Here is a 25,951-nt window from a genome sequence, read left to right on the forward strand (position 1 = left end):
TTCACGGATATGCTTTATTTTTTTGTTACACCGTAAAGCGTGACAACGTTTCTTTCAGTTCCGTGGACACATTCTCCAGCTTACCAGACAGATTTACCAGCTGATTACTGATATTTTGCTGTTCACTACTCAAGGAAGCTACTTCTTGGGACGTTGCAGAAGATTCTTCAGCTACAGCGCTAACGTTGCTCATGGCTTCAGACAACGTAGCTTGAGATTGGTTTAATTCTCCAATGGAACCTGTCACCATACCCAGACGCTCCACAAATGCACCCATCTGTTCCTGCACGGAAGCAAAGATGACGTTGGTATCTTTAACCGCATCCATCTGTTCCTTAAATAACGGATAGGCTTCAGACAAAGCATCCACGGTCTCGTTCATTTCGGTCATGATTTTATCTGTGATCTCTCCAACCATTTCAATGGATTGTCTGGATTGAGCTGCAAGCTGTCGCACCTCATCAGCCACCACCATGAATCCGCGTCCGGCTGCACCAGCACGTGCTGCTTCAATGGTTGCATTCAGGGAAAGAATATTCGTCTGTTTTGTGATATTTTGCAGCACTTCAAGCACTTTAAGAACAGAGGATGTACTCTCTTTCAACGAATCAACCTTATTCACCAGTGCACCAATCATTTCTTCTGTCTTCTGAGTTTTGGTCATCAACTGATTCAGATGTTGTGTTCCTGTCTGACTGGACTTCTCTACATGACGAGCAGAATCACCCATCTGTTCATTAGCAGCAATTACACTCTGCATCTGACGGGAGATATTGTCCGTTAATTCATTGCCACGTTCCGCTTCAGTTGCCAAACTGCCTGCACCGCCTGCGATCTCTTCTGTGGCTACGGCAATCTCCGAAGCGGATACAGCCGTTTTCTTGGATGCACTGCTCAGCTCAGAAGCCGTATCCAATACTTCCTGCGCAGAACGATTCGTTTGTTCAACCAGCTTCGTGATCTGCTCCATCATCAGATTAAAGGCGGTAGAGAGCTGACCGATTTCATCTTGGGAGCTGTACGGTGTCCGAACTTTAAGGTTACCTTTAGCACCTTCCTGCATCAGATCTTTCAGTTTGCCGAGTGGACGAGCAATCATACGAACCATCCAGACCCCGATTAATACTGCAATCCCCGCATCAACCAGCGCCATCCACAAGGTCAGTGTCAGAATGCCTTTTGCATCCTGAACCAACACAGAGGTAGGTATCATACCAACCAGTTTCCAATTGGATGTATCCATCGTACTGTATACAGCCAGCATTTCCGTGGATTTGCCATCTACAAGATACTTCGTATTCGTGCTACCTGCTGGTTCGGTCAACTCTTTGACAAATGCAAGCTCTGTATCTTGTCCCGTACGATCCGAAATGGAGGATGCAACCACTTTATTATCCGGAGCAATCAGTTGAAGAACAGCTCCTGGCCCCAGATCAAGCGATTTTAATTGTTCCTCCAAAACTTCCAGCTTCAGCTCAATAACCAGAACATACGACTGAGTGGTCCCCTGTAAGTTTTTCATGGAACGTGCAATTTTGAACGTTGGCGTTGAGCCATCTTCCTTGACCTCGGTTGGGAGCCAGCGATAACCGCCCGACTCAATCAACTCAGTGTACCATGCTTCCTGACGAATACCGCCCATGGATGAACTGTTGTTGCCCGTACCCATAACGGACTTTGTTTCGTCTGTTGGCACCAAATAAATCGCTTCCATAGATTTATTTGTAAATGCAACATTGGACAGTTGCTTGTTGATTGAACTTGAGTTCACAAATGTATCATACGCAGTCAGATTCTTATCTGACATCTTTTGCAGCAAGGACTGCATTTCCGGATCAAAGAAAATCTGTGTGGATGTATCCACAAATCTCTCCAAAATAATGTCCATTTTTTGTTTGGTCTGATCAATGGTCTCCTGATTGGCACGCGAAGCATTTTTCTCTATCGTACCCTTGGCTTTTGAATAGGATAATAGACCCAAACTCACTACAAAAATCATGATCCCCGCAAAAAAGATCAAGAACAGTTTAACCCCTACGGATTTTACCGGATTTGCCTTCCTAATTTGTTTAAAAGAAGCTCCCCCAAGGTTTTTCCAATCCCGGTTTTTGAATTGTTTCTTTACCCAATCGGTCTTGATCCAGCCCAGCTTCAGTTTACTACGGTCAAGCTTAAGTAATTTTTTCCCATTCCCTGTAATTTTACTTTTACCTACTTTTTCTTTCTTCACTTTCTGAACCTGCTCAGGATTAACCTGCTCATCTTTTGTCACTTGCTCTCCACTGTCTTTCTGCTTCTTTTGAACCAATCCCATTCACCTGCCAGTTATTTACTTGTTAGATTTTTGTGTCTCTCCCCTATAATTATGTAGTATTCGACAGCTTTCTTCGTTCACCTTTCATTTCCCAGAAATTTTTTACAACTTTATTCCTATTTTTCTATAAAAAAAAGACCCCCATATGCCGATAACGGAGGTCCTTCCTGTTGATTTCATAACACTATTTTGTTAAATCATAATACTATTTTGGCACATTGTAGGTATTTGAACCTACTTCTTTTTTCTCATCATGTCAAAATACGAAACCGGCTGATTCACTTTCATTTTAACCAGCTGTAAAGGGTGACGAGCAGCATCTAGAACATTGCCTTCTTCATCCTGTATTTCGCCAACCACCTGTTTGAAAAAGTGACCTCCCGGACCAAAAAATTCGATTTCCTGTCCTGGTTTGAAGTGATTGCGTTGTTGAATGGTTGCCATTCCTGTTTCGGCATCATACCCCATAACCAATCCAGCGAAGTCAAAAGGTACAGCTTTTTCTTCCGGTTCATAGATATGATCTTCATGGTCTGGTGTATCATAGAAAAACCCGGTATTCAGCGGGCGATTCGCCGCTTTGTTCATTTCTTCAACCCATTCAGGTTTCAGAACATAATTCTCCGGATCTGCCATATAGGCATCAATGGCTTGACGATATACGTTAACCACGGTTGCCACGTAGTGAATCGATTTCATACGTCCTTCGATCTTGAAACTGTCCACACCCACATCAATCAACTCGGGAATATGGCCAATCATGCACAGATCCTTTGATCCCATGGAGAATGAATTATCCTGTTCCTGGAACAGGGGAAGCTGGTTCTCACCCAGTTTGAATGGTGCAGGTGTCTTCATCTGCATGTCCTCTTCGCTAACCCACACTGCATCTTCTCTCGCATCCTCAAACAAATCATACTTCCAGCGGCAAGACTGGCAACAGCCGCCCCGGTTGGAGTCGCGATCCGTAAAATGGTTGGAGAGCACGCAACGTCCGGAATACGAGGAACACATTGCCCCGTGAATAAAGGCTTCAATTTCAATATCCACATTTGCCTTGATCTCTTCAATCTCTTCGAAACTGGTCTCACGTCCGAGAACAACCCGTGGAAGTCCTTCATCTTTCCAGAACTTCACAGCCTGCCAGTTGAGTGTGGATTGTTGCGTACTCAGATGTACCTCAAGACCTGGCACAGCACGCAGGGCTACTTCAATAATAGCCGGATCAGCTACGATGATCGCAGAGATTCCAGCATTATAGAGATTTTGCAGGTATGTTTCAATACCCTCAATATCCTCATTATGTGCATAGATGTTCGTCGCTACGAACACTTTGGCTCCATACTTTTTGGCAAACTCCACACCTTCACGCATCTCTTCAAAGCTGAAGTTGTCCGCGTTGGAACGCAGTCCATAGGCCTGTCCACCGATATATACGGCATCTGCACCGTAATGGATTGCAAATTTCAGTTTTTCCAGATTACCCGCCGGAGCTAGCAGCTCCGGTTTGTCCAGACGGTTACGTTTACCCGAGAACTTCCGCTGTACCGCCACTGTTTCCATTCTGTTCACCTCGTCTATTAATACACTTGTTCTTTATAGAAAAATCCAAACGACAATTCACGTTCAGGATCCTGTAACTCCCGTACCTCATCGAGCCACTCTTCGGAGAACGCATATGCGTCAGCATCAGCAACATAACTGTCAATCGCTGTCCGATATGCACGTACAACAGCTTCATTGTAGGCTAGTGATTTTAGGATACCTTCAATTTTGAAACTGTGTACACCCGCCTCCATCAACAGATGAAGATCTTCGAGGATGCATATATCCTCCGAACTCATGATATGTGTGCCGTTAATGTCTTCATAGATCGGGAATTTCTCATCCCGGCGTTCAGCCTCGATCAGGAACAATCCACGTTCTTTACCCAAGTGTCCCTCGACTGGCCGTCCTTGATGAGCCATATAACTTTGCACCAGGCTACGCTTGGAGTGATATATATTCGTCATGCCATGTACCTGAACCTGAGCTTCCACCTTGAGAAAAGGAACCATCTCCGTCAACTCGTCCATATTCAACTCACGGGCAAGCACAACGCGACTGGCTCCTTTGGTCCCCCAATAGTTAGCTGTTGCATAGTTCGTCGAAGTCATCTCCGCATTCCAATGCAGCTTCACATGTGGAGCATATTCCTTCATGGTAGCCAGCACGGATGGATCATTAAATTCCACACCGTCAATACCGATTCTGCCAAGTGATTGAACATATTCGGGCAATTCTTTCAACAGCTCGTTGGACATCAGATTCGTCATGGATACATACACCCGCGCCTGATGTTTGGCTGCAATGGCAACCACCTCTGCTGTCTCCTCCACGCTGAAGCTGCCTGGAAGACGCATACCGAATCGATCATCTCCAATGACCAGAGCATCTGCTCCAGCCTGGAGCAGCACTTCTGCCTCTTTCACATTCGCTGCTGTAACGAGCAGTTCATGTTTCTTACTCATATAATCCCCTCCGCTTATTGCGCAGCCTTACTTTTGGCTATATTTTGCTGGTGTTCCTTATACGTTTTGGCAAATAGATGTCCAGACGAGCCGTCCTTTTTGGTCACATAGAACAGATACTCCGATGCTTCCGGATTTAGTGCTGCTTCAATGGACGGAAGACTTGGACTGGCAATTGGACCAGGCGGCAGGCCTTTATTCAGATACGTATTATAAGGACTTTTCACCTTCAGATCCTTGTAATACAATCGCTCCTTTGGCCTGTCGAGCAGATATTGCACGGTAGCATCAATTTCCAGCTTCATATCCTGATTGATCCGATTGTAGATTACCCCTGCAACCAGTGCACGTTCCTCATCCACTACAACTTCTTTCTCCACCAGTGACGCAATGGTCAGCAGCTCGTGCAGGGAAAGATTCTTCTCTTGGAGCTTAGCTTCCAAATCCGGGATAGAATTGATCTTGGTCTGGAATTCTTCCAGCATACGTTGCATCACATCATGCGTGGAACTTCCCTTTTTCAGCTCGTAGGTCTCCGGGAAGAGATACCCTTCCAATACGTAGCGAAGTTCTTCATCCACTGGAATATCTTTGAGAATATCTACATCGAAGGCCGAAGGATCATTGGCCAGCTTGATGAATTCATCCCGATCGAGAACATGCTCATAAGAAAGCTTGCCCGCCATTTGCAGAACATTATAACCCTCTGGAATCGTGAATTTCACCATTTCCTCCGGTACCACTTCACCACTACTCAGCTTGCTAACAATCTCATCATATGTCACGCCAGGATTCATAGAATATGTACCCGCCATGAAATTAGATCCTAGTTTTTTCCACTTTAAATACCCTTTAAAGGTTAACCCGCTTCGAATGAGGCCTTCTTCTTGAAGCTGATCCGCGATTTTTGAAGTTCCCGATCCGCTCTTAATCTCGAATACGATCGGTTCTGTAGAAGCTTCCACAGGACGCATCATACTCCATACGTAAACACCTGCGCCTCCGGCAAGAACTACAATGATAAGCAGTATGACTACTATTGCTTTCCCTTTCAAAAAAGAAACAACTCCTTTACACAACCAAAAAGAGCGGACTTCTCCGCCCTCCCGGTTTCTTCAATTTGAAGCTGATTAATCTTCGTCAATGGGGAGTGTACATTCATCATACAGTTCTGAGATGTTCTCCCACTCATCATCATCGTCGATCGTAACTAACTCTGGCATGATCTGGTTCTCACTTCCAGGTGATACCCGCAGAAGTTCAACCTCGTCATAAGGTCGCAACGAACTGCGGAGCACCGCATATTGCTGACCGTTCACTTCGAACTCAGCCAACAAGTCATACGGTTGTGATTTACCGTTCTCTTCCTCGAGCTCAACATGAGCACCGAATGCCAGACGCAGTGAATCTGTCCATTTCAGGTCTTTGCGGCTATATTCCGTCATTTAGTTCGCTTCCTCTTCATCATCTTCAGCAAGAAATGTATTAAACGTCTCCTCGACGATATCCCACTCGGCATCATCTTGGATAACGAAAAGTTTGATATCGTCGCCCTCTTCTTCATAACGGAATGCATATACATCCGTTTCGCCATCTTCAGGTTCAACCGGAGCAACCATCATATACTTGGCCTCCGAACCGTCTACTTCAAACTTCATGATGACTTCGAATTCCTCTTCATTACCCTCGTCATCCGCAATGTAAATGATTTCCGCTTCTTCTTCCATACCCAGTTGATCTTCAGCCATTGTTGATCCCCCTCACCTTCTACTATTGGCGTCCAAATAATTTTGCAAAATCAAGCTTGCGGCCATTTTGTCCACAACTTGCTTGCGTTTTTTCCGACTGACATCCGCTTCGATCAGCGTACGTTCTGCTGCCATGGTTGTCAGCCGTTCATCCCAAAGGTGAACAGGTAAATTCAGTTCATCCCGCAGCCGATCGGCAAAAGCAATGCATATCTCACCGCGCGGTCCTACGGTGCCGTTCATGTTTTTGGGAAGTCCCACTACGATTTCACTAATCTCATGCTCACGCACAAGTTCGGCAATTCGAGCGAACTCGCCTTCATCACGGCGGCGTTCAAGTACTTCCAATCCCTGGGCAGTCCAACCGAAGGCGTCACTCGCGGCAACTCCGATTCTTCGGTCCCCATAGTCCAAACCTAATATTTTCATCCATGCTCTCCCATCCTGGGGCCTGCTCAGGTCGATTCAACATCGCCTTCTCAAGCTTCAGGCTGTATTCTGTCGGTTCATTTCCCGCTGCCTGCATGGCTGCAACACAGCGGAAGCGGCGTACATTACCGGTGATTGGCCAGATAGGAACGTACAAGCTCTTCAATCAGCTCATCGCGCTCCTTTTTACGGACCAGACTACGTGCGTTGTTGTGACGAGGAATGTATGCCGGGTCTCCGGAAATCAGATACCCAACAATCTGGTTGATCGGATTATACTCCTTATCGACCAGTGCATCATATACCGTGAGAAGAATCTCTTTGGATGATGCTTCCTGTTCGTCACCTTTCACATTAAATTTAACCGTCTTATCCATGGAGTCCATTGATGACACCTCGCTCCTGCATGAACATGGGGACCATGTCCTGCCGAATTGATTTCTGTTTATATAATAACATATTCTGACTACCACAAGTAAACAAAGGATAAGGCAATTGTGTTTTTTGCTTGTCCTTTACTGGCTTCAGCATACTGCATCATTGGATTTCAGTCGTTCTCAGGTACAAAATACAAATGAACAGAACCATTTCGATTTATATTTTGACGATGATAAGCTGCTCAATGGATTATGCAGTATGCCCGCTAACCAATGAAACCGCCAGTTTCAGCGCTTCATCCAGCTTGGTAGCATCCTTGCCTCCGGCTTGTGCCATATCTGGACGTCCACCGCCACCGCCGCCGCATACTGCTGCGACTTCTTTGACGATTTTACCTGCGTGCAATCCTTGTTTTACTTGTTCAGCAGGTACCGCTACAACAAAATTCACTTTACCATCCGCCGGAGCACCCAATACGAGTACTGCATTAGGCAATTTTACTTTCAGCTCATCTGCCACTGTACGCAGTGCATCCATGTTCGGAGCATCTACGCGTGCTGCCAGCAATTGAGTATTTCCTGCTTGTACCACTTGATCGGTCAGTTGACCAGCTTCCATGGCACTCAGCTTGCTTTGCAGGGATTCCGTCTCTCTTGCAGCTTCTTTCAGTTGAAGATTCAGACCTTCAATCCGTTTAGGTACATCAGCCACATTTGCTTTGAGCAGTGCTGCTGATTGCTTGAGCAGTTCCAACTGGCTTTCCACATACAGATATGCGCCACGGCCAGTTACAGCTTCGATCCGACGAACGCCGGAGCCGATTCCGCTCTCGCTTACCAATTTGAAGATTCCAATCTCTGAAGTATTATTTACGTGACAGCCGCCACAAAGTTCCAAACTGTAGTCTCCGACTTGAACAACACGTACAATATCTCCATATTTTTCGCCAAACAGGGCCATCGCACCCATCTCTTTGGCTTCATCAATAGCTTTCAGTTCGATGTTCACATTCAGACGATTCCAGATCTGTTCGTTCACCTGACGCTCAATCTCAGTCAACTCTTCCGGCGTAATGCTGCCGAAGTGAGAGAAGTCAAACCGCAGACGCTGTGGCTCTACGAGCGATCCTGCCTGGTTTACGTGTGTGCCGAGCACATCTTTGAGTGCCTTGTGCAGCAAGTGGGTCGCCGTATGGTTTTTGATAATGTCGCCACGTTTGGCTGCATCCACTTCAGCGTTAATCACATCACCTACACGCAGTTCACCGGACTCCACCGTTACCAGATGTACGTGTTGTCCTAGTGGAGCTTTGAACAAGCCTTGTACTTTCGCTGTTACACCAGCACCGCGCAACAAGCCCTGATCACTCACTTGACCGCCACTTTCCGCGTAGAACGGAGTCTTGTCCAAAACAACCTGACACGTTTGTCCTTCGCCTACGGTTTCAACAAGGGCGTCACCAGCGACGATGGCTACCACTTTTGTTTCCGTCAACAGGTCAATATAACCAACAAACTCGCTTTTAACCTCCAGCTCAGCAAGTGGTCCACCTTGAACTTTCATGCTCTCACTCTCTTGACGCCCAGCACGTCCAAGCTCACGTTGCTTCTGCATGGAAGCATCAAAACCTTCACGGTCCACAGTCAGACCATGCTCTGCAGCATAATCTTCTGTCAGGTCAAACGGGAAACCGTACGTATCATACAGTTTAAAAGCTTCAGGTCCGCTAATAACCGTGCGTCCTTCGGATTTGGCAGTACCGCTAATATCAGCCAGAATCGCCAGACCATCTGTTAGTGTTTCGTGGAAGCGCTCTTCTTCCGTTTTAATCACTTTGGCGATAAACTCTTGTTTGTCTACGACCTCAGGGTAGTACATGCCCATCACTTCACCAACCGTTGTAGTCAGTTCATACAGGAATGGACGGTCGAGTCCAAGCACTTTTCCATAACGAACCGCACGACGGAGCAGGCGGCGGATGACATATCCACGTCCTTCATTACTTGGCAGCACGCCATCACCTACTGCAAAGGCAACGGTACGAATATGATCGGCAATGACTTTCAGTGCAACATCGATTTCGACACTGTCGTTATATTTCACACCCGCAAGAGCGGCTGTTCTTTGAATCATCGGTTGGAACAGGTCTGTGTCAAAGTTGGAATCCACATTTTGCAGAATGGAAGCAAAACGCTCCAAACCTGCACCTGTATCAATATTTTTGTTAGGAAGCGGTGTGTAGCTGCCGTCCTTGTTATGGTTGAACTGGGAGAATACCAGGTTCCATACTTCCAGATAACGTTCGTTTTCCCCACCTGGATACATTTCAGGATCACTCATGTCGTTTCCGTAAGCTTCGCCGCGGTCATAGAAGATCTCGGTACAAGGACCACATGGACCTTCGCCGATATCCCAGAAGTTTTCATCCAATTTAATGATACGCTCAGCAGGCAGTCCCACTTTTTCGTTCCACAGTTTGAATGCTTCCTCATCTTCCGGATATACCGTTACGGACAGGCGCTCCGGATCGAAACCGATCCACTCTTTGCTGGTCAGGAACTCCCACGCCCATGTTACGGTCTCTTCCTTGAAGTAATCTCCAATAGAGAAGTTACCGAGCATCTCGAAGAACGTATGGTGACGACGCGTTTTGCCGACATTCTCGATATCATTGGTACGGATACACTTCTGGGAGTTCGCAAGACGCGGGTTCTCCGGCTTCTCACGTCCGTCAAAATAAGGCTTGAGCGGTGCCATACCTGCATTGATCCACAGAAGGGAAGGATCGTTGTGAGGCACGAGCGATGCGCTCGGCTCGATTTTGTGACCTTTACTTGCAAAAAATTCTATCCATTTGGACCGGATTTCACTGGCTTTCATACTGGATGCCCCCATTAAATTATAATAGTCCGTTGCGTATTCGCTCCGGTTGGTCAACATTGTTTTCTGTAAAAATAAACACAAAAAACGCCCCTGAATAATCAGGGACGATGTTATCGCGGTACCACCCTGGTTATTGCTGTTTATCCCTTGCTGCGTAGATAAACAAACAATCTCCTCGTTCATGCGAAATAACGGTCGCTCCCGGCAGGGTTGTCCTGCACTCCGAAATTAGCTTTCTGCCGCTTCATCTTTCAAGACTCTTCCAGCCATCAGTTCAGGTTCACCCTGATCCGAAGAAGTCTATTCTCTGAGGAAAGGAACCCTCGGCGTACTTTATTTCATCATCGATTTCATGTTCTAAACATACACACTCATTATATCGGTAGCACAAGCGGGTGTCAACGCAGGCTAGCTGTTGTTGTAACCCTATTTATCAGTCGATCCTACGTTTGATGTAATAGGCGAAAAAGTGTTGCACAATGACCTTTAGTACGGCAAAAACGGGTACTGCCAGAATTAAACCTACAATGCCTGCCAGTTCGCCTCCGACGAGCAGTGCAAATATAATGGACAGTGGGTGCAAATGCAACGTACGTCCCACAACCTGAGGAGAGATAACGTTACTCTCCAGCACTTGGCACAGGGTGTTCACAATAACCACAAGCAGCACCATTTTAAACGACACGGTTGATGCCATGACCACAGCAGGAGCAGCACCAAGGAACGGCCCCAAGTAAGGCACAATATTAAACACAGCTACAATGCTTGCAAGCAGCAGGGCATATGGCATATCAATGACGATATAACCAATGTAGGCAAAGATGCCAACAATAACACAGACAATAAACTGGCCCCGAATGTAGTTCCCTAGTGCAGTATCGATTTCTTTCATCACGGAGACAATCGCTTTACGGCGTGAACGCGGGAGATATGCCACTATAGTGCGCTCAAACACCTCAAAGTCTTTTAACATATAAAATATCAGAAATGGCACGATGAATACATTGAATAACACATTAATGGTCGCCCCGATATTGTCCATAAGCACGGTAATGCCCTGAGTTAGTCGATCCTCCATCTGAAAGAACCAACTGTTCATGCCTGTTCGCACACTTGGCGGCATTAATTTGTGATCCATATTGTTCATCAGACTCTGGGCACGCATGGACAGCTCCGGCATATGCTCGTTGAGTTCCTCCAGCTGTTCAATCAATACCGGAATCACATTCATCAGAATGACACCGATGCAGGTCAGGAAAAAGGCATATATGAGCAGTACCGCAATCGTACGCGGCACCTTGCGCCCTCCCAGCATGCTGACAATCGGATTAAGTACATAGGATATGATAAGAGCTACGATAAAGGGTGCCAGCACTGTTTTCAGGAATGCATATATATGAAGCAGTAAAGGCCGCAGCAACCAAATAAAATATAGAATAATTAATCCGAGCAGCAGCCAGATCGCATAACGGAACAGCTTGTTTTTGGTTAATTGCTCCACTTGTATCTCTCCTTTTGGACTGGCTCTGAGAGTCAGTATATGTAGGAAAGGTAAAATTTATTAACACAGCGCAGAAGTGGAAGGAGCAATTCGAACATTTTTTCTTAAACCAAAAAAACGCCTCCTTCATCAGAGAAGGAAGCGCATTTTGCAGTAAAGGGTAGCATATAATCATACATGTGCAACCCGAACCATTATGTAACCGCATCTATATACATGTGCCAACATATAAAGACAGCATCCCATGACATACATTGTCATGAAACCGCATATAGAGGAAGTTATCCTGCTTATTAAGAAGAAGCGTGAAGATGAGGGAAGTCTTGTGGCAGCTCGTCCCCGAAAAACAGATCATCCAGGGAGCTCAGCGTACCGTCTTCTTCCACTTGATATACAGACATTTTCTCACCGTTCACCGTTAATTCGATAAAGCATCCCCAGCAATAAAACTGGTGGGAACCAATTTTCCCGATATCTTTGGAACTACAGTTTGGACATTTCATATTCATTCACCTATCCATTAACAGAATGAATGGCATTTTCCAAGCGCTGTTCACTCAGAGACGGCACCATAATGGCACTTTCCCCGATAGACATATCGCTTGTACATGGCAGCCATTTGCGGCCCTCGATCAGATCGGACACAAAACCGTCCGTAATTTCAATCCCTATTATTGTATTTCCCAACTCTTGGTCAAAATAAACATCGGAGACACGCCCAAGCAGCAAACCTTCTTCGGTGAGCACGGACATCTCCTTCAATTTAGACCGACCGAGGAGGTACGTGTATTTTATGTCGTCGGCTCCCGTCTTGCGGACAGCCTGTTGATTACGGATCATGACGGCATCTTCGCCGTAGGCAACGATATCTTGCCACTGCACGATTTTGACATGATTGGTAAACAGGCCTTTGTTCTCAAGTTCAATGCCTTCAATCTGCCAATCATCATTCACAATGAAATCCTGGATTTTACCGACCTGCTTCCCGTCCTCCACATCAAAAACGGCAAGTCCGATCATTTCCTGAAGCTTCATCGCTGGGTCCCCCTCATCTTCTTATCATTAAATAGGCGTGGCGCTATTGCTAGGTATGCCCAAAGTTGATGAGTGGCAATCAGACGCCGATCATCAAAACCGCTTCTATCCAACCGATGAAATGGAACTTCTTCCCTCCTTCTGTTCCATGTGTAAAGTTCCCCTTAGGGTCTATTACGCAGTCGTCCAAGAATGGTTCCAATTTTTTCGGCGGTTATCATGATTTCTTCCGTAGTATTACCCAATCCCCAGCTAAAACGAATCGCAGAATGTAAAAATGTTTCAGGCAGTTTCATCGCTTTGAGCACATGAGAGACTTCAAGTGAACCGGAAGTGCAGGCAGAACCGCTTGCAACAGCAATCCCTTCCATATCCAAATTCATTAACATCGTCTCTGTGGACACTTCCGGAAAGCTGATATTCAGGATGTTCGGCAGCGTATGCTCCGCGTGTCCATTCACATGAAAGTGCTCCGTCCCCACATGGATTTCAAGCTGTTCCAACAAAAGTTTGCGCAATTCCAAATCATGCTGACGATGCGTCTCCTTTTGAGCTGATGAAATCTTGAGAGCCTCTGCAAATCCGGTAATACCTGCGATATTTTCCGTACCAGCGCGCCGCTGACGTTCTTGCAACCCACCGTGGGCTCTTGCTTCCAACACGATTCCTCGCCGTACATAGAGTACACCGACACCCTGAGGCCCATTGATTTTATGCGCTGAGAAGCTAATCAGGTCCACAGGAAGTTCCTTACAGGAAATATCCTGGCTGCCCAGAGCCTGAACTGCATCAGTATGGAACAGAATATTGTGTTTACGTGCAAGCTCACCGACCTCACGGATCGGCTGAATGGTGCCCACTTCATTGTTGGCAAACATCATGGTAATCAGAACCGTATCCGGCCGGATGGCCTCTTGCAATTCATCCAGATTTATTCGACCGTGACGATCCACAGATAGATAGGTTACTTCATAACCTTGCCGCTCCAATTCCTGACACGTATGCAAAACAGCATGGTGCTCAATTGCGGTCGTAATGACATGTTTCCCCTGATCTTGCCTTGCTGAGACTGCTCCGAAAATGGCCAGATTGTCGCTCTCGGTACCACCTCCGGTAAATACCAATTCGTCCGGGAAACAGTCCAAAGACGCCGCAATGACATCCCTTGCTCCGCTGACAGTCCGTTTGGCTTCACGCCCAAAGGCATGGATACTTGATGCATTGCCAAATTGTCCTGTCATGACGTTCATCATCGCTTCTGCGACTTGTGGATGCATAGGTGTCGATGCGGCGTGATCCAAATAAATTCGTTTCATTTATTTCCACCCCGTTATATGTTAAATTTCTATCTCATGGCGTACTGTCAAATTGGAAATTGAAATGGATGCTCTATTGTCGCATCTTCGTGTATAATGTTCTATATCCATTTCAAAAAGGAGAGAGAGACATGAGTGATCCCATTCTCGGGCAGATTCTGAATCAACTTCAACAAATGGACAAACGATTCGACAGCATCGACGTACGTCTTGAAAAGATGGAAGACAGACTAATTACCATGAAAAGTAGATTAGACACCATGGATGGTAGATTGGATACCATGGATGGCAGATTGGACACCATAGATGAACAAACCAAGAATATCCCACTTCTTCAACAAGCTGTTCTGGAAACATTGACCGTTACGAAACGGCTTGACGCTTCCCACTCCGCCTCTGAACGCAAAGTAACTACCGAATTGAATACCCATCAGCACAGCATTGATATTTTGAATCGCCGTCAGTTACGCATGGAAGCTGATATAGAAACTTTAAAAAATCGCTGATTCACAAGATATCTGGTTAAGCTCACACTTCACCAACTTGTAAATCCGCGGCTGAATACATAGTCCTTACTTCCCTGAAGTCATCAGTAGAAATTGAAGAACAGAGTACCCATTGGTGCGTGTTCAAAGAGTCTGCTTTTCAATACCGAGAAGATCAGACTTTTTGAAATATACCTATTGGCATGTCTAAAGCCCCCTAGTTGGGGGCTTTAGTGTGTCTTCTGCGATGCGAATGATGACCCTAAATATAGAACATGTAGCTATCTTTTTTCTCTTGATCCTGGAATGTAATTAGGTCTTTCAGTGTTGTGGAATCCAACACTTCCGCAATACCGTCACGGATACGCAACCATAGATCACGCTTCGCCGGATCATCTTCCTCTGTGAAGTCTACTGGAGAGATTGGCCCTTCCAGTACACGGATGACATCGCCTGCAGTTACGGTTGCAGGATCACCTGCAAGGATATAACCGCCGTATGCACCTCTAATGCTCTTCACCAGTCCTGCATTACGTAGTGGAGCAATCAGTTGCTCCAGGTAATGTTCCGAGAGCTGGTTGCGCTCGGCAATGCTCTTAAGTGATGTAGGGCCTTCGCCTGTTCTGGCAGCAAGCTCCATCATGATTGTGAGGCCGTAACGGCCTTTTGTCGATATTTTCAAAGGAGTCACCTCTTTCAATTTTCAGTAACGATTGGAAACTTTATATTGTATCCTGTAGTCCATGACCGTTTGTTTCACGATCTGTCCACAGCAGAGATTCATAGAACTCATTTTTAACTTTCTAATTCTCCGTATTCCGATCATAACCCTCAGCTAATGTTAACATATCTGCATGCTTTATGGAAAAGAAAGATTGACGATATTCCAAAATGTGCGTCTGTGGTGGACACTATCCAAAATTGGCCGGGTGTATCGTATCTTGGGTCCGGTTATGCTAGAATAAGAAACGAAACACATTTATATATAGAAATGGTGATAACGATGTCCAAAACAATTGAAAATACACGGGTCGTCGTTGGCATGTCCGGAGGTGTCGATTCTTCCGTTACCGCGTTGCTGCTGAAAGAACAAGGTTACGATGTCATCGGCATTTTCATGAAAAACTGGGATGACACCGACGAGTTCGGCCACTGTACCGCTGAAGAAGATTCAGAGGATGTACGCCGCGTATGCGAACAGATCGGCATTCCTTACTACACTGTCAACTTCGAGAAAGAATATTTTGATAAAGTATTTACCTATTTCCTTGATGAATATAAGTCGGGTCGCACGCCAAATCCGGATGTCATGTGTAATCGTGAGATCAAATTTGGTGAATTCCTTAACAAAGCTCTGGATCTCGGCGCAGATTATGTAGCTACAGGACACTATGCTCGTCTGATTGAAGAAGATGGCACATTCAAACTACTGCGCGGTGTGGACAACAATAAGGACCAGACGTATTTCCTTAACGCACTCAATCAGAACCAGTTGTCCAAAGCCATGTTCCCGATTGGTCACTTGCCCAAACCGGAAGTACGCAAAATTGCAGAAGCGGCTGGCTTGTATACTGCCAAGAAAAAAGACAGCACAGGTGTCTGCTTCATCGGTGAGCGTAATTTTAAAGAGTTCCTGAGTAACTATCTGCCTGCCAAAGGTGGAGACATGGTTGATATCGTGACCGGTGAAGTCAAAGGCCGCCATGATGGTCTGATGTACTACACACTTGGACAGCGCCAAGGTCTTGGCATTGGTGGTTCAGGCAATGGTGAGCCCTGGTTCGTTGCAGACAAGAATCTGGAGAAAAATCAACTGCTTGTTGTTCAGGGCGATGCCCATGCAAGCCTGTACTCCACTGGTCTAACCGCAACGGGTGTGAACTGGATTGCTGGTACAGAGCACATGCCTAATGTGCCATACCGTTGTACTGCCAAATTCCGCTATCGTCAGCCGGATCAAGGTGTTACACTGACCTGGCAGGAAGATGGAAGTGTGGACGTGCAATTTGATCAGCAGCAAAAAGCCATCACGCCAGGACAAGCCGTTGTTTTCTACGACGGAGAAATCTGTCTGGGTGGGGGTACGATCGATCAGGTGCAAAAGGTACCTGTACCCGCAATGCAATAATAGAGCTTGTCCATAAAATGCGGATTATACACAATACCGTGTATCCCTATAAAAAAAGCCGTCTTTCATGTATACCATGAAGGATGGCTTTTTTCCTGCTTTTCTTTGCAAAAAAAATAAAAATAGTTCGTTATGCAGTCAACCAGAATCCTGCCAAGGAGGCCAAAACCCCAACTCCAACCGAACTGACGACATAGAGCGCCGCGCTAGCGTATCGTTGACGACCCATAAGTCCTAACGTTTCATAGCCAAAAGTGGAGAATGTGGTGAACGCACCGCAGAATCCGGTTCCCCAGATCACCCAGATTACATCTGAGATCATTACCGATTGATGCCACCCGTATAACAGCCCCAGCAACAATGAACCACTGATGTTAATGATCCATGTCCCCCATGGAAAAGTCGTTCCCAGCAAGCCCGAGACCCATTTGCCTAGACTGAAACGCAGTACTGCACCCAGTACACCAGCCAAACTAATCCATACGATCATGAGGCATCACCCTCTTGTCTTGGCGATCCCAACATACGCTGTCCGATGCTCATTCCCAACGCACAAAGCATTAATCCTGCTAACACACTTGCGATCATATAAAGGGCGGCATTCACCCATTCGCCCCCTTCGGATAAACGAACAATATCCAATGTAAACGTGGAGAACGTCGTAAATGCGCCGGTAAAACCTGTGCCAATTGCCAGTCGAAGTTGTGGTGTTATTTTGCCTGGAATAGCGATGGTAAAGAACCATCCTAAAAAAAGACTTCCCATTGCATTGATTAGCAGCACTGCCCAAGGGAACCCCCCATGGACAGTTGGTATCGCTAACTGTATGGCATATCGGGTTAATGTCCCAAGAAATCCACCCGCTCCTATATACATAAGCTCTTTCATGTTGTGTGCATCTCCCGATTGATCTGTCTGTTCTTAAAATTCCCTGCGCCGCTGTTGGTTCAGCCTGATCTTCGATTCGTTGCCTTGTTCCGTTGCCTCATAGAATACTCTACGTGAAAGCTGTTTTGGTAAATATTCCTGCTTCACATAATGCCCCGGATAATTGTGCGGATATTGATAGCCCTCATGTCCAAGTTTCACGGCACCCGAATAATGCGTATCTCGCAAGTGCAGCGGAACTTCTGCCGATTTCACTTCATCAATGGCGTTCATGGCTTTGGAGATGGCGGTGTATACCGCATTGGATTTTGGACTTTCGACCGCGAACAGAATCGCTTGTGCGATGTTCAGCTTGGCTTCGGGCCAGCCGTTATTCCGGTATGCATCAAGTGCTCCAATGGCCTGGGTCATGGCTTGCGGGTTCGCAAGTCCAATGTCTTCACTGCTCGCTGCAATCAGGCGCCGGATGAAGGTCATTGGGTCCATACCGAGTTTCTCCACCGCGTATAGAAACCAGAACAGCGCCGCATCACTAGAACCCCGGATACTCTTGTGAAAAGCAGACAGCACATCATACTGGGTAGATTCATCGGCCTTCACAATAGGGCGCCGAATAGACTCTTCAGCTACACCAAGCGTAATATGAATGGAGCCATCCTTCTCCGGTGGCGTCGTCAACGCAGCCAGTTCAAGTGCGTTAAGCGCACGCCGAATATCCCCATTGGCCATCGTGGCAATATGCTCAAGCGCCTCATCGTCTGCCTGTAATTCCATGAACCCCAGACCTTTGTCCGCATCACTCAATGCTCTGCGCATCGCAATAAGGGAATGATCCTTGTTCAGCGATTCTAGCTGGAACAGAGTTGAACGGCTCATTAGGGCCCCATTGACGTAATGAAAGGGATTCTCTGTCGTCGCGCCGATAAAAATAATCGTGCCCTTCTCTACCGCTGGCAATAACGCATCCTGACGTGAGCTGTTAAACCGATGCACCTCATCGAGGAACAAAATGGTTTTGGTTCCATACAGCTGTTTGTTCGTTTGCGCCTGTTCGATGACTTCACGCACATCCTTGACAGAAGCTTCCACTGCATTCAGGCGAACGAACTGTCCCTGCGTTTGCTGAGAAATAATATGTGCCAGGGTTGTCTTGCCACATCCCGGAGGGCCATATAACAAGATGGACGAAATCTGATCCGCCTCGATGGCGCGCCGTAGTAATTTCCCCGGTCCAATAATATGTTCCTGTCCAATATATTCATCCAGATGCTCTGGCCGCATGCGGTCCGCGAGCAATCTGGCTTGTGGTTTGGAGTCCTGCTGAAACGAAAATAAATCCATTGCTCATCACTTCCTTAACGGATTGCCTTAACATGTGTACATTTACACTTCTGATGTATTACCACTCTCTATCATATCATACTCCTGTGGTAACATAGCTATAAATGCGCCAAGCGCACTGCTGACAAACGCATCCTTGCGTGTAATAAAACGAGTCATCATTCTACTTATGCCAGAAGGGAGCGAATGTTTGCGAAGATTTCCATTTGCGATTTGCTGCCGAATCACAATCTCTGGTAACAGAGAAATCCCCATTCCGGACGTCACACCACTAATAATCGCCTCCAGCGTTCCAAACTCCATAATCACTGGACGATTTACCCCACTTGAGTTCAACCACTCCTCTAAAATCTGTCGGTAGGAGCATCCCATGCTGTAGACAAGGATCGGCTTACGGGTAAGCTCTTCTCCGGGCCCCACACCCGACGAGACCACAAATAACTCTTCATCAAATACATCGATGGACTCGATATCGGGATGATCACAGGAACAACCAATGAAAGCCCCTTCCATTTCATACCCAATAACTTGATCAATAAGCATCTGCGAATTACCCGTAGCCAGTGACAAGGACACTTCGGGATACTGTTGATAATATTTTGCAAAAAGCTCAGGTAAACGAACTGCTGCTGCCGTCTGAGTAGACCCTATTCGCAACGGACCTGATGGTGTACTTGTCGCCCGTAGTGCCTTGGAAGCATCATTCAGCAAACCAATAATTTTATCCGCATACGTCAGCAGCATCTCTCCGGCTGGAGATAACGTCATGCCCCGGTTATGACGAATGAACAACGTTGTACCCACTTCTGCTTCCAGATGCCTGATACGTGCCGTTACGTTGGATTGAACATACCCCAGCTTAGCAGCAGCTTTGGTCAGATTCCCTTCCTGTGCAACACACTGAAATATTCTAAGATCCCCGCTCTCCATGGTCCCCCCACTCTGACATCATTCAAAATGATATCCACTTCATTACCAATCATTATACTTCATGTGCAAACCGGACTACAATTCATGTAGATCCCTAACCAGTCCTCTGACTGGATGATGATAAGGAGTGTTCGGCATGACATACTGGAAAAATAGAGTTGCTTTGATCACAGGTGGCGGAACAGGCATAGGCCGTGCTGTAAGTCTAATGCTGGCTAAGCGTGGAGCGTTGGTCGCCGTCAACTATTCGCGCTCCAAAGATGCAGCAAGCGAGACTGTTCAACACATTTTGCATACGGGCGGCCATGCATTCGCCGTTCAAGCTAATGTTGCCAATGATCTTGATGTCCGGCGCATGGTCACCACAATAACTGAAACCTATGGCCCCATTACTGCACTTGTAAATAACGCCGGAATCACGCAGCACATCCCTCTGCACGACCTGGAGTCTGTTACAGATGACGTCTGGAATGAGCTGGTGGATGTGAATGTGAAAGGCATGTTTCATTGCGTGCGTGCAGTGACGGAAGGCATGAGACAGGCTGGTGGGGGTTCCATCGTGAATCTGGGCAGCATTGCAGGCAGTACAGGTTCTGGCTCATCCCTCCCTTACGCCGTCTCCAAAGCGGCAGTTCACGGCCTGACCTTATCCCTTGCGCATGCACTCTCACCACACATTCGGGTGAATGCTATCGTCCCTGGCGCAGTTGCTACAAGGTGGTGGGCTGGAAACAAGGAGCGAATGCATCGTCTCGGTGGAGAAGTATTATTGCAGAAAATTGCCTCGCCTGAGGATATCGCACACATGATCTGTGCTGCGCTTGAACAGCAATCCATGACCGGGCAGCTCATTACTGTAGATAGTGGACAAACGTTATGAACTCCAGACATGAAAAAGGTATCCGCACCATCCAACCCTTGAAGTATACAATTTTGATCATTTTGACAACGCTAATCATGGGTACTTCGTTTCCAGTCGGCAAGATCGGTATGTTATATGCTCCACCTTTCCTGCTCATGGGTCTACGTTATGTACTGGCAGGCAGCTTGATGGCCTGGTATCTACGTAAACGTCCATTACCTGCCCAGTGGCAGTCTTGGTTGAAAATAATCCTCATTGGCCTGTTCCAATCCGCAGGAGTGATGGGCTGCGCCTACTACAGCATGAACTGGATTACCTCTGGCGAATCGGCCATTATTACATTTACCAATCCGTTGCTGGTCATTATCCTCAGTGCTCTCTTATATAGACTGACCTACCGCTTCAGTCAGTGGATCGGTGTTATGCTCGGTTTCATGGGGATTATGTTAACCTTTGGATGGCAGATGAGTTTTAGTCCTGGCACCTGGATTGGATTCGGTGGTGCGATCTCCTTTGCCGTGTCCACAATGCTTATCAAACGCTGGGGCGATGACTACGATACTTTTGTCTTAACAGCCTATCAGATGCTCGCGGGAGGTGCTGCGCTTCTTCTACTGAGCGTATGGACTGAACATCCTCACTTTATAGTGAATACCACCTCGGTGATCGTACTGCTCTGGTTAACGCTTGTTTGCTCCATCATGCAATTCTCGCTTTGGTTTTATTTGCTGCAACATAGTGATCCGGCTCAAACCAGTTCCTATCTGTTCCTGGCACCATTCTTTGGTGTATTGTCGAGTTGGATCTTGCTGGGAGAACATGTCCAGTGGTTTGCATTGGCAGGTGGTTTACTCATTGCTATCGGCATATTCCTGGTGAACCGTCGCTCGTCCAGAATGGGAAATAGGGTAACATAACCCTAAACTTCCACTGTCGTTCTTTCTCAGAGGTTTAAGCATTCTTGCACAAATGCAGAAAAGGCATGCGCTTATGGGACATTTCCCCATGAACGTCATGCCTTTTAATGTTTAACAGACTTTATTCACCCAAGTTCTGGCCAACCCTGAATAGTTACGGGCTCGCCGCCCGGATTATGTGTTGCGGCCGCGTACTCTGGCAAATCACCATCATGGAAGAGCCACAATTCGTGCAAGGCCCGTGTACACCCCACGTACAGCAGCTTTGCATCACCGGCATTCGGCAGATAATGCTTCTGATCTACGTCTGCCACGATAACGGCATCAAACTCCAACCCTTTGGACAGATAAACAGGTAAAACGGAGTGTCCGCCCGTGTACTGCTTTTTGCCACCGTCGATCAGGTTCAGATCCCAGCCTGCGGCCTGCAGTTCACGATGAAGTTCCTCTGCTTCATGCAGGGTACGGGTCAGGATGGAGACCGTTCGGTAGTCTTTGACCGTTAACACCTTCAAAGCCTGCTCCAGACTCGCCGTCCGCCCATCGCCTCCATAAGCCAATGTCCGAACCGGATCACCACTACGGAAAACAGGGATCGCCGTAATTCCGCTCTTGACACCACGTTCCAGAATCGTATTGGCATAGTCGATAATTTCCATCGTTGAACGATAACTTCGGGTCAATGCAAAGTATGCATTCTGCTCCTCAGGAAACAGAGAACTCATCTCATCCCACGCATGAACACCACGGTACTCATGAATCCCCTGGGACAAGTCACCCAGTATGGTGAAGGAATGCCCTTTGACGAACTGATCCAATAACGCCACATGAAAAGGGGAAAAGTCCTGCGCTTCATCGATTACGACATGATCGAACCGCTCCGAACCCTCAATATCATGAACCAATGTATGGATGTATACCAATGCAGGCAGATCCTCTTCACGGACGATATCCTGCTTCAGATCTGCTGCCGTTTGTTTCATGACCAATTTTGGAATAAGCCCGCTGAGCGAGGTTGGCACTGTGCCACCCTTTGCAGCTTTGAACAGCTGTTTGTATAACGTAAGCGGCTCGTATTGAGGCCATTTTTTGGCATAAGCTTTCTCACGAGTAGATGCTTTTTTCTTGCGTTCTTTACGCACAGCTTCTGGCATCGGTTTCTTAAGTTCCATCTCAATCCAGCGGTGAACCCGCGCCATGACCCGTTCTTTGCGTTTGGCCAGCGGATAATGTTTGTATTCCTCACCAAACCAGTTCTCAATCTCCGTCTTGCTAAGCACCTTACCATCCCATGGGCTGAAATCCATATCCGGTACGGAGTCCGCTTCCATCCCCGACAGCCACTCTCGAATAAGTTCCATGAAACGGATCGATCCTTTATACCGTCCAGGTACATCATCATTCAATTCAGGCCGTGCATCTGGTGTTTCGAACCAGGTGTTGAGCGTATCTGACGTATTCGCCAAAGGCATCTCCAGCCCCAGCAGGTTCATCGCCCAATCCGGGAATGTCCGTTGCTGGATGTCCCCTACTCCGAGTTCCGGGAGCACATCCGAGATGTAATCCAGGAACATGTGGTTGGGTGCAAAAATAACCATTTTCTCCGCAGATACCTGCTCCTTGTACTGATACAGCAAAAAGGCCAGCCGATGCAGGGCAACCGTTGTTTTCCCGGATCCAGCCACACCCTGAATGATCAATGCGGTGTTTCTCGCCGCACGAATGATCAGATCCTGCTCCGCCTGAATCGTAGATACGATGTCACGGAGCTTGTTATCCTTGTTCTCTCCCAGACGATAAACGAGGAATTCATCAGATACCGCTGGCTGGTCGCTGTCACGGTTATATGTATCCGCCACACGTTCCAATATCCGCTGTCGAATGACAACGTTTCGTTTCAGGTACACCAGACCTTCAATTAGCCCTTCTGGGGCTTCATACGTTGCGGAGGCTTCGCCTCCTGTAAATGAGTAAAACAGGCTGGCGACAGGAGCACGCCAGTCGATGACGAGCGGATGCTCTCCCACCTCTTCGCGGTCTACGCCGACTTTGCCAATATACAGCGGTTTCCGTGCACCACTGCCCTGTTCTTCGAAATCCAAGCGTCCGAAATAGGGTTGCTGCGCGCTCTTGGACAAGGCGGTGCGGCGCTCTTCGCGTCCAGCTTCCAGCACTTGTTCTGTGAAGTCGTGGCCGGTATACACCGGAATATTTTGCAGTCGTTGCAACTGACTGTCCACTTCCTCCATCGTTCGCTCTAACCTGTACTCTTCTTCTTGATAGGCACTTTGAAAGCTGTCTGACATGTTTCAGTTACCTCCTAAGAATATGTTTTGCTCTGCATCACCTAGATCTGGAAATACAAAAGGATACTTACTATATCACATAGGGCAATTGAAAGCCACATCCGTTTTGTAGGCTTACTTTTGTAATATATGAGGCTCATCTGAATTGATAATTAATGATGGCACTGACAAGCGCACAACAACCAAACAAAATAAACCACCAGGCCCACTTGTTTCTGGTCTGCCTGTGCCTGCTGTTCAATACGCCGTAAATCCCAATTAGCAATACGATGGTGGAAAAACTAATTCCTACGATCCAACCAGCCATGATATCTGCCCCCATTGTTTTCAGTACACACGATTAGTCTCTTATTTCCTGTGTTTTAAATGAAAAGCTCCTCCTCGAATATCCACTTGGAATTCACTTTTTCCACTTTTGTGTATTAGATTATTGCTGTCCCCGTGAAGGGGAGTCAAATCAAATTCACTTTTAAGTGCTCCTGATCTTTCTTTAAGTATAATTTGGAAACCTTCGTTATCTGGAATGGAGACTACTGCCTGTCCCCCCGTGGATACGGAATACAAGCTCTCCGGCATATTAAGACATTCCATATTTAAACTTCTGCCTGTAATGGTAAATTGCAAGTGACGGAATTCTCCCGAAATGTCGATTTTGGCTGAAGTGGATTGAAGATTGAATTTATCTGCACAAAGATGTTGTCCACTCACTGTGGATGCCACTGCGTACAATTCAAGCTCACCCATCTTCCCTGACAATTCTACACGACCTGAGGTGATCTTACATTGACAGCGAGTGGCCAGAAGTCGATTCAACCGGAGTTGTCCTCCTGTGGAGTTTAGCAAAATACGTTTATAAACCCGAGCTGGTAGATGAATTTTCAATGCTGTTCGACCTATATTTAACCCGATGAGACCTCTCATCTTTCTTCCGTCTACGATGTTTAAGGTTCCTCCACGTATGTCAACTTGCATCAGTCTTCGCTTGGAGAACCACACATCCGCATATTGCGTGACGTGAATCAGTTCATCCACACTCGGAAGAATGCTGATATCTCCTGATAACCAATTTAGCTGTATATCATGAATGGATTGATCAATATCTAGGCTCTTGCATAGGGCAAGCTCACTATTTTTGAACATCGTTCCCATCTCCATTTCAAACAAGCATGTGTGTGTGCTTACTCCGGATTCACATAACCTCCCGTGCTGGCATGCCGATTGGTAATACGTTGAATAAGCTGTTCACTTACGATATCCACTCCCAAAAGCTTCATCATGTGCTGTAGAAACTTGAGTCTTTCCAATGTCTGTGCCTCATCCCGTCCAAAAAGAAGAGGGTTGATCCAGATATTAACGAGTAGCATGAAGATTTCAGCGCATTCCAGCGGATATTCGACAGAGATCGATCCATCACTCTTGCCTTGCTCCATGATATTGGCAATAATTCGTGCGTCTTTTAGAACACCCTTCCTGATTCCACCAAGTACAAACTGTGGATTCTTGATCTGAGTGCTTAGAACCTGATCAATGGAGTTAGACTGAATGCCAGGATCAACAATAATATTTTCCAAAATACTGATGAGCTTCTGTCTGGCATTCGGAGCATGCGTGTTCTGGATGAGTTCCATAAACATGTCTTCTGCCCGCCCAAGCTCCTTCTCCATCACTGCACTAAGGATATCCTCCTTGGACTTGAAATGATGATATATTGCACCTTTGGACATACCTAATTCATCTATAATGTCTTGAATACTGGTCTTTTCATATCCCTTTTCGGTAAACATTTGAGTTGAGACTGCCAGAATCAGGTCCAGTGTCTGCTCAGGGTATTTATTTCTGGCCATAATGCCCTCCTTATACATACCAACGGTCGGTATCTATAATATAGGTTATGTTGGATCTATTGTAAATATGAGGGATCAAATCAAACAAAAAGGATCTCCGTTGAAATACCTCAGGGGTATAACGGAGATCCTGCAA

The 25,951-nt window shown here is 46.6% G+C and carries 26 protein-coding genes; 4 read left to right on the plus strand and 22 right to left on the minus strand.

Going from position 1 to position 25,951, the window contains the following annotated elements:
- Positions 1 to 25: 25 nt before the first annotated feature.
- The 13 genes from MKX40_RS23950 to MKX40_RS24010 form a co-directional block, all read right to left on the minus strand.
- The gene (locus MKX40_RS23950; protein ID WP_339236945.1) at positions 26 to 2,308 is read right to left on the minus strand and encodes a methyl-accepting chemotaxis protein; all 2,283 of its coding nucleotides are present in this window, start codon (positions 2,306 to 2,308) and stop codon (positions 26 to 28) included.
- A 240-nt stretch (positions 2,309 to 2,548) separates the two neighbouring features.
- Positions 2,549 to 3,877 carry a U32 family peptidase gene (locus MKX40_RS23955; protein WP_339236947.1) on the minus strand — a complete coding sequence of 443 codons (1,329 nt, stop codon included), beginning with the start codon at positions 3,875 to 3,877 and terminating at the stop codon, positions 2,549 to 2,551.
- A gap of 17 nt (positions 3,878 to 3,894) precedes the next feature.
- Positions 3,895 to 4,824 carry a peptidase U32 family protein gene (locus MKX40_RS23960; protein ID WP_339236949.1) on the minus strand — a complete coding sequence of 310 codons (930 nt, stop codon included), beginning with the start codon at positions 4,822 to 4,824 and terminating at the stop codon, positions 3,895 to 3,897.
- A 14-nt stretch (positions 4,825 to 4,838) separates the two neighbouring features.
- Entirely contained in the window at positions 4,839 to 5,879 is a 1,041-nt protein-coding gene (gene mltG / locus MKX40_RS23965; protein ID WP_339236952.1) for an endolytic transglycosylase MltG, read from the minus strand.
- Between the two features lie 75 nt (positions 5,880 to 5,954).
- On the minus strand, positions 5,955 to 6,269 hold the full coding sequence (locus tag MKX40_RS23970) for a DUF1292 domain-containing protein (protein WP_339236954.1): 315 nt from the start codon (positions 6,267 to 6,269) through the stop codon (positions 5,955 to 5,957).
- Complete coding sequence (locus MKX40_RS23975) at positions 6,270 to 6,572, minus strand: DUF1292 domain-containing protein (protein WP_278298550.1); 303 nt, start codon at positions 6,570 to 6,572, stop codon at positions 6,270 to 6,272.
- A 12-nt stretch (positions 6,573 to 6,584) separates the two neighbouring features.
- Positions 6,585 to 7,001: a Holliday junction resolvase RuvX gene (ruvX, locus tag MKX40_RS23980; RefSeq protein ID WP_036616953.1), complete on the minus strand. Its 417-nt coding sequence runs from the start codon at positions 6,999 to 7,001 to the stop codon at positions 6,585 to 6,587.
- A gap of 125 nt (positions 7,002 to 7,126) precedes the next feature.
- A complete protein-coding gene (locus MKX40_RS23985) occupies positions 7,127 to 7,387 on the minus strand; it encodes an IreB family regulatory phosphoprotein (RefSeq protein WP_036616950.1) in 261 nt (86 codons plus the stop codon).
- Positions 7,388 to 7,628: 241 nt separating this feature from the next.
- Positions 7,629 to 10,259 (minus strand): alanine--tRNA ligase, encoded by a 2,631-nt coding sequence (alaS, locus tag MKX40_RS23990; protein WP_339236958.1) that lies wholly within the window; start codon positions 10,257 to 10,259, stop codon positions 7,629 to 7,631.
- A gap of 436 nt (positions 10,260 to 10,695) precedes the next feature.
- Complete coding sequence (locus MKX40_RS23995) at positions 10,696 to 11,763, minus strand: AI-2E family transporter (protein ID WP_253440170.1); 1,068 nt, start codon at positions 11,761 to 11,763, stop codon at positions 10,696 to 10,698.
- A gap of 293 nt (positions 11,764 to 12,056) precedes the next feature.
- Positions 12,057 to 12,266 (minus strand): hypothetical protein, encoded by a 210-nt coding sequence (locus tag MKX40_RS24000; RefSeq protein WP_017686815.1) that lies wholly within the window; start codon positions 12,264 to 12,266, stop codon positions 12,057 to 12,059.
- Between the two features lie 10 nt (positions 12,267 to 12,276).
- Complete coding sequence (locus MKX40_RS24005) at positions 12,277 to 12,798, minus strand: PRC-barrel domain-containing protein (RefSeq protein ID WP_339236963.1); 522 nt, start codon at positions 12,796 to 12,798, stop codon at positions 12,277 to 12,279.
- 164 nt (positions 12,799 to 12,962) lie between these two features.
- Positions 12,963 to 14,114 carry a cysteine desulfurase family protein gene (locus tag MKX40_RS24010; RefSeq protein WP_339236966.1) on the minus strand — a complete coding sequence of 384 codons (1,152 nt, stop codon included), beginning with the start codon at positions 14,112 to 14,114 and terminating at the stop codon, positions 12,963 to 12,965.
- A 131-nt stretch (positions 14,115 to 14,245) separates the two neighbouring features.
- Between MKX40_RS24010 and MKX40_RS24015 the strand changes: the two genes are divergently transcribed.
- Positions 14,246 to 14,620, plus strand: a complete 375-nt coding sequence (locus tag MKX40_RS24015; RefSeq protein ID WP_339236968.1) for a hypothetical protein — start codon at positions 14,246 to 14,248, stop codon at positions 14,618 to 14,620.
- Positions 14,621 to 14,861: 241 nt separating this feature from the next.
- On the opposite strand, the gene MKX40_RS24020 is transcribed toward MKX40_RS24015, so the two are convergent.
- Positions 14,862 to 15,281 carry an Rrf2 family transcriptional regulator gene (locus tag MKX40_RS24020; RefSeq protein WP_062835876.1) on the minus strand — a complete coding sequence of 140 codons (420 nt, stop codon included), beginning with the start codon at positions 15,279 to 15,281 and terminating at the stop codon, positions 14,862 to 14,864.
- A gap of 321 nt (positions 15,282 to 15,602) precedes the next feature.
- Between MKX40_RS24020 and mnmA the strand changes: the two genes are divergently transcribed.
- Entirely contained in the window at positions 15,603 to 16,727 is a 1,125-nt protein-coding gene (gene mnmA, locus MKX40_RS24025; protein WP_150364602.1) for a tRNA 2-thiouridine(34) synthase MnmA, read from the plus strand.
- Positions 16,728 to 16,857: 130 nt separating this feature from the next.
- Here mnmA and crcB read toward each other — a convergent pair whose 3' ends face one another.
- From crcB to MKX40_RS24045, 4 genes are read right to left on the minus strand one after another with little or no spacing between them, the layout of a single operon-like run.
- Complete coding sequence (gene crcB / locus MKX40_RS24030) at positions 16,858 to 17,217, minus strand: fluoride efflux transporter CrcB (RefSeq protein WP_339236972.1); 360 nt, start codon at positions 17,215 to 17,217, stop codon at positions 16,858 to 16,860.
- On the minus strand, positions 17,214 to 17,615 hold the full coding sequence (locus MKX40_RS24035) for a CrcB family protein (protein WP_339236974.1): 402 nt from the start codon (positions 17,613 to 17,615) through the stop codon (positions 17,214 to 17,216). Before MKX40_RS24035 ends, crcB begins: the two co-directional genes overlap by 4 nt.
- Positions 17,616 to 17,648: 33 nt before the next feature.
- Entirely contained in the window at positions 17,649 to 18,956 is a 1,308-nt protein-coding gene (locus MKX40_RS24040) for a replication-associated recombination protein A (RefSeq protein ID WP_339236977.1), read from the minus strand.
- A gap of 42 nt (positions 18,957 to 18,998) precedes the next feature.
- On the minus strand, positions 18,999 to 19,886 hold the full coding sequence (locus MKX40_RS24045; RefSeq protein WP_339236979.1) for a LysR family transcriptional regulator: 888 nt from the start codon (positions 19,884 to 19,886) through the stop codon (positions 18,999 to 19,001).
- 136 nt (positions 19,887 to 20,022) lie between these two features.
- On the opposite strand from MKX40_RS24045, the gene MKX40_RS24050 reads away from it, so the two are divergent.
- Both MKX40_RS24050 and MKX40_RS24055 read left to right on the plus strand, forming a co-directional pair.
- The gene (locus tag MKX40_RS24050; RefSeq protein ID WP_339236981.1) at positions 20,023 to 20,766 is read left to right on the plus strand and encodes an SDR family NAD(P)-dependent oxidoreductase; all 744 of its coding nucleotides are present in this window, start codon (positions 20,023 to 20,025) and stop codon (positions 20,764 to 20,766) included.
- Positions 20,763 to 21,665 carry an EamA family transporter gene (locus tag MKX40_RS24055; RefSeq protein WP_339236983.1) on the plus strand — a complete coding sequence of 301 codons (903 nt, stop codon included), beginning with the start codon at positions 20,763 to 20,765 and terminating at the stop codon, positions 21,663 to 21,665. Before MKX40_RS24050 ends, MKX40_RS24055 begins: the two co-directional genes overlap by 4 nt.
- 125 nt (positions 21,666 to 21,790) lie before the next feature.
- On the opposite strand, the gene MKX40_RS24060 is transcribed toward MKX40_RS24055, so the two are convergent.
- The 4 genes from MKX40_RS24060 to MKX40_RS24075 form a co-directional block, all read right to left on the minus strand.
- Entirely contained in the window at positions 21,791 to 23,971 is a 2,181-nt protein-coding gene (locus MKX40_RS24060; RefSeq protein WP_339236986.1) for a UvrD-helicase domain-containing protein, read from the minus strand.
- A gap of 136 nt (positions 23,972 to 24,107) precedes the next feature.
- Positions 24,108 to 24,278, minus strand: a complete 171-nt coding sequence (locus MKX40_RS24065; RefSeq protein ID WP_339236988.1) for a hypothetical protein — start codon at positions 24,276 to 24,278, stop codon at positions 24,108 to 24,110.
- A gap of 41 nt (positions 24,279 to 24,319) precedes the next feature.
- Positions 24,320 to 25,111: a DUF4097 family beta strand repeat-containing protein gene (locus MKX40_RS24070; RefSeq protein WP_339236990.1), complete on the minus strand. Its 792-nt coding sequence runs from the start codon at positions 25,109 to 25,111 to the stop codon at positions 24,320 to 24,322.
- Positions 25,112 to 25,149: 38 nt separating this feature from the next.
- Positions 25,150 to 25,815, minus strand: a complete 666-nt coding sequence (locus MKX40_RS24075; protein ID WP_339236992.1) for a TetR/AcrR family transcriptional regulator — start codon at positions 25,813 to 25,815, stop codon at positions 25,150 to 25,152.
- Positions 25,816 to 25,951: the final 136 nt, after the last annotated feature.

This window comes from Paenibacillus sp. FSL R5-0517 (assembly GCF_037974355.1).
In the GTDB taxonomy this organism is placed as follows: Bacteria; Bacillota; Bacilli; order Paenibacillales; family Paenibacillaceae; genus Paenibacillus.

Bases quoted from the DNA above. Each gene is read 5' to 3' on its own strand.
- alaS (WP_339236958.1), bottom strand. From the start codon at position 10,259: ATGAAAGCCAGTGAAATCCGGTCCAAATGGATAGAATTTTTTGCAAGT.
- MKX40_RS23970 (WP_339236954.1), bottom strand. From the start codon at position 6,269: ATGACGGAATATAGCCGCAAAGACCTGAAATGGACAGATTCACTGCGT.
- MKX40_RS24010 (WP_339236966.1), bottom strand. From the start codon at position 14,114: ATGAAACGAATTTATTTGGATCACGCCGCATCGACACCTATGCATCCA.
- MKX40_RS24000 (WP_017686815.1), bottom strand. From the start codon at position 12,266: ATGAAATGTCCAAACTGTAGTTCCAAAGATATCGGGAAAATTGGTTCC.
- MKX40_RS24045 (WP_339236979.1), bottom strand. From the start codon at position 19,886: ATGGAGAGCGGGGATCTTAGAATATTTCAGTGTGTTGCACAGGAAGGG.
- mnmA (WP_150364602.1), top strand. From the start codon at position 15,603: ATGTCCAAAACAATTGAAAATACACGGGTCGTCGTTGGCATGTCCGGA.
- MKX40_RS24015 (WP_339236968.1), top strand. From the start codon at position 14,246: ATGAGTGATCCCATTCTCGGGCAGATTCTGAATCAACTTCAACAAATG.
- MKX40_RS24075 (WP_339236992.1), bottom strand. From the start codon at position 25,815: ATGGCCAGAAATAAATACCCTGAGCAGACACTGGACCTGATTCTGGCA.
- MKX40_RS24055 (WP_339236983.1), top strand. From the start codon at position 20,763: ATGAACTCCAGACATGAAAAAGGTATCCGCACCATCCAACCCTTGAAG.
- MKX40_RS24040 (WP_339236977.1), bottom strand. From the start codon at position 18,956: ATGGATTTATTTTCGTTTCAGCAGGACTCCAAACCACAAGCCAGATTG.
- MKX40_RS24005 (WP_339236963.1), bottom strand. From the start codon at position 12,798: ATGAAGCTTCAGGAAATGATCGGACTTGCCGTTTTTGATGTGGAGGAC.
- MKX40_RS24050 (WP_339236981.1), top strand. From the start codon at position 20,023: ATGACATACTGGAAAAATAGAGTTGCTTTGATCACAGGTGGCGGAACA.
- MKX40_RS23975 (WP_278298550.1), bottom strand. From the start codon at position 6,572: ATGGCTGAAGATCAACTGGGTATGGAAGAAGAAGCGGAAATCATTTAC.
- MKX40_RS23985 (WP_036616950.1), bottom strand. From the start codon at position 7,387: ATGGACTCCATGGATAAGACGGTTAAATTTAATGTGAAAGGTGACGAA.
- crcB (WP_339236972.1), bottom strand. From the start codon at position 17,217: ATGATCGTATGGATTAGTTTGGCTGGTGTACTGGGTGCAGTACTGCGT.
- ruvX (WP_036616953.1), bottom strand. From the start codon at position 7,001: ATGAAAATATTAGGTTTGGACTATGGGGACCGAAGAATCGGAGTTGCC.
- MKX40_RS24035 (WP_339236974.1), bottom strand. From the start codon at position 17,615: ATGAAAGAGCTTATGTATATAGGAGCGGGTGGATTTCTTGGGACATTA.
- MKX40_RS24065 (WP_339236988.1), bottom strand. From the start codon at position 24,278: ATGGCTGGTTGGATCGTAGGAATTAGTTTTTCCACCATCGTATTGCTA.
- MKX40_RS24060 (WP_339236986.1), bottom strand. From the start codon at position 23,971: ATGTCAGACAGCTTTCAAAGTGCCTATCAAGAAGAAGAGTACAGGTTA.
- MKX40_RS23955 (WP_339236947.1), bottom strand. From the start codon at position 3,877: ATGGAAACAGTGGCGGTACAGCGGAAGTTCTCGGGTAAACGTAACCGT.
- MKX40_RS24070 (WP_339236990.1), bottom strand. From the start codon at position 25,111: ATGTTCAAAAATAGTGAGCTTGCCCTATGCAAGAGCCTAGATATTGAT.
- MKX40_RS23960 (WP_339236949.1), bottom strand. From the start codon at position 4,824: ATGAGTAAGAAACATGAACTGCTCGTTACAGCAGCGAATGTGAAAGAG.